The sequence below is a fragment of the Deltaproteobacteria bacterium genome, assembly GCA_021159305.1.
Lineage (GTDB): Bacteria > Campylobacterota_A > Desulfurellia > JAGGSF01 > JAGGSF01 > JAGGSF01.
Window position 1 is genome coordinate 1 of record JAGGSB010000029.1, and the last position, 3,072, is coordinate 3,072.

Consider the following 3,072-nt stretch of genomic DNA (forward strand, 5'->3'; position numbering starts at 1 on the left):
GGCAGTCCCCAATACTCACCCTTGCAGGGACCGGATTTTGCTCTGGTATCCTCTATATCAAATGTAGAACAATACTTTTGTTGTCTCTTCAATCTTGCTGGTTTCTGACCTATCATACCAATCCACAGCATGCCACTCAAGAATTCCTCACTCACCTCTTCCGGCTCATTGTATGTGAAGTATTTCTTGAATGCCAAATCTGTCTTCTCTTCTAATTTTTCTGCCAATTTCTGCATTATCCACATATCGGGTTTGCTGTTCCATAAAGGTTTAACAATTTGATTCCTCCACTGCACCTGTCTGCCAGAAGTGGTTACAGAACCCTTCTTCTCAAATACAGTGGATGCAGGAAGAACAATTATTCCATCTTTCCTTTCTGGTAATGATGAGGCAATCGTAGAATGAGGGTCTATACCCACTACCAAGTCTACCTTCTCCAATCCTTTTTTCAGTTTTTTCATCTCAGAAATAGAGTTTAAGGAATGACCCCATACAAAAACCATCTTTATATTGTGCGGCTGGTCAATCTTATCCTCTGGCAGAATTGCTCCTTCATACCATCTGGCAACAGTAAATCCAGGCTTTCCCATCAGTTTCTTGGAGGCAAATCTATTTAATATTTCCTCATAGGGAACACCCCATACTGTGCACCAGTGTCTCCACGCTTTTTCAGATAAACCATAATAACTGGGCAAGGAATGGGAAAGAATGCACATGTCCGTTGAACCCTGAACATTGTCATGTCCTCTGAAAGGTTGACATCCACCACCAGACCTCGCTGCATCTCCCAAAACAAGCATCAGTATCGCAGACATGTGGATGTTGTTTGTTCCTACTGTATGCTGGGTCTGTCCCATTGCCCATACTATTGTTCCTGGTTTATTCTCATAGAGTGTTTTCGCAATCAGATACAATTTCTCTTTTGGCACCCAGGTGATATCCTCTACCACCTCTGGTGTATAGCTTTTACAAACTTCTTTTAAATCTTCAAACCCTATTACTCTGGTTTTTACCATGTATTCATCATACCATTTGTTCTCAATGATGATACGACACAATCCCAGCATAAGAGCAATATCCGTTCCTGGCCTGAGTCTGGCGTAGATATCTGCCTTTGCTGCAGTACGCGTAAAACGAGGATCGACTACAATAAACTTTGCTCCTCTCTCTTTAGCTATCATTGCATGTTTCATAGACACAGGATGCGCCTCACAGGCATTGGAGCCAAGATAGAATATGCACTTACAATGACGCATATCATTCACATTATTTGTCTCTGCACCAAATCCCCAGGTATTAGCCAATCCTGCAACGGTTGTAGAATGACAGATGCGTGCCTGGTGATCAACGTTGTTCGTTCCCCAAAATCCAGCCATCTTCCTGAACAAATAACATTCCTCATTTGATGTCTTAGCAGAACCCATCCACATCACAGAATCTGGACCGTAGTCTTTTCTGATTTCTGCCATCTTGGTGGCAATCTTGTCCATTGCCTCATCCCATGAGATTCTTGACCACTTCCCTGCTTTCTTCTCCATGGGATACTTCAATCTCCTGTCACAGTTCACAATTTCGGCAATAGATGCACCCTTAGAACACAACGAACCCCTATTGATAGGATGGTCCTTCCATGGTTCTATTCCTACCAGAACACCATTCTTCACTTTACCCAAGAAGCCACAACCAACCGCACAGTGAGAGCAAACACTCTTCACATACTGCACATTCTCTGCTCCTTTTGCCTCTGCGGCAGTGGAAAATAGTTCCTGTGGATTGAACTTTCTTGAACCAAAATACCTACCAAGGGTAATCGTTGCACCAAGGGCTGCCGATGCTCCCAGAAACCCTCGCCTTGTCACTCTCATAAGTTACCTCCTTATTAAAATAACTTTCTAAAACAACACAACACAGCCCTGCTGTTTATTACCTATTTATATATAGAATAAATAATTTTGTCAAATAATTTAAACAACTACCAATAACAAGTATAGAATAGAAATTACATAGAGTTTTTGATATGATTTGATATGCTAAAAAAAGAAGAAATGAGAGCGTTTTTAGGAGAAACATGTTTGGCAATGATGGTTATCTCCGCCCTAAGCGGGATTATAATCACTTTCCACTACGATTATCATGCTCCATATAAGACCACACAATTTATCACCTACGCTGTGCCATTCGGCTGGTTTTTAAGAAGATTACACTATTGGAGTAGTGAATTTTTTCTTATTTTTCTTATTTTGCATACATTTTGGCACCTATATTTTGACTATAAAAAACATTCGTTCTTTATCTGGTTAATTGTAACCCTAAGCGTTCCCGCTACCTTATTTGTCATGTTTACGGGCTTTATCTTAAAAGGAGACTTGGAAGGACTAAGTGCCCTTTTGATTATGAAAAATACGCTTCTCTCTATTCCTTTTTTCGGTTCGTATATCATTCCATTTTTTATCAATACGCAGGATAAGTGCTATCTCTCTTTTCTCTATCACTGTTTTATTATTCCTCTTTTTTTATTGTTCTCAACTTTTATTCACCTGAAGCGTATATTTTCCAAATCCTTATACACACTTTATTCTTGCGCCCTTTGCCTCCTTGTTGCGATTCTCTTTCCCTTATTTCCATCTTTCCCTCCTTTTTCAACTGCCCAGGCGTTGAAAGGTCCCTGGTTTTTCTGGGGTATTCAAGCAGCTTATGAATTTCTATCTCCATTTATGGCAGGCATAGTTATGCCATTTGTATTTTTCTTTTTACTCTTTTCTCTGCCTTTATTGAAAGATGAAAAACCTATTAAGTTTATCTTTTCTGTTTTTGTTTTTGTCTATTGTTTACTCAGCATTTATTTTATAGTAGTAATATGAAATACGCAAAATACATCCTGACAATCATCATCGTTGTTTTAATCCTATTGGTAGTTATCGTTCAAAAAAAACGCACTCATTATGTAAGGGGCTCGGATATGTGCATCTCCTGTCACAAAGAAGAAAGAGATGTAAGCAAATCTCATCCAAAATCCATTATGGGTTGTTCAACCTGCCATTTAGGAAATCCTTATGTATTGAACAAAAAAGA

At 39.4% G+C, this 3,072-nt stretch carries 3 protein-coding genes; 2 read left to right on the forward strand and 1 reads right to left on the reverse strand.

Annotated features, from left to right (window positions below):
* Nucleotides 1-1,865: molybdopterin-dependent oxidoreductase (locus J7J10_01795; protein MCD6129674.1), on the reverse strand; the 1,865-nt coding region annotated here is incomplete at its 3' end.
* A 162-nt stretch (nucleotides 1,866-2,027) separates the two neighbouring features.
* Here J7J10_01795 and J7J10_01800 point away from each other — a divergent pair.
* Together J7J10_01800 and J7J10_01805 are read left to right on the forward strand one after the other, a co-directional pair.
* Nucleotides 2,028-2,861 carry a cytochrome b N-terminal domain-containing protein gene (locus J7J10_01800; protein ID MCD6129675.1) on the forward strand — a complete coding sequence of 278 codons (834 nt, stop codon included), beginning with the start codon at nucleotides 2,028-2,030 and terminating at the stop codon, nucleotides 2,859-2,861.
* Nucleotides 2,858-3,072, forward strand: a 215-nt coding sequence (locus J7J10_01805) for a hypothetical protein (GenBank protein ID MCD6129676.1), incomplete at its 3' end; no start/stop codon positions are given. The genes J7J10_01800 and J7J10_01805, both read left to right, overlap by 4 nt.

Bases quoted from the DNA above. Each gene is read 5' to 3' on its own strand.
- J7J10_01800 (MCD6129675.1), top strand. From the start codon at position 2,028: ATGCTAAAAAAAGAAGAAATGAGAGCGTTTTTAGGAGAAACATGTTTG.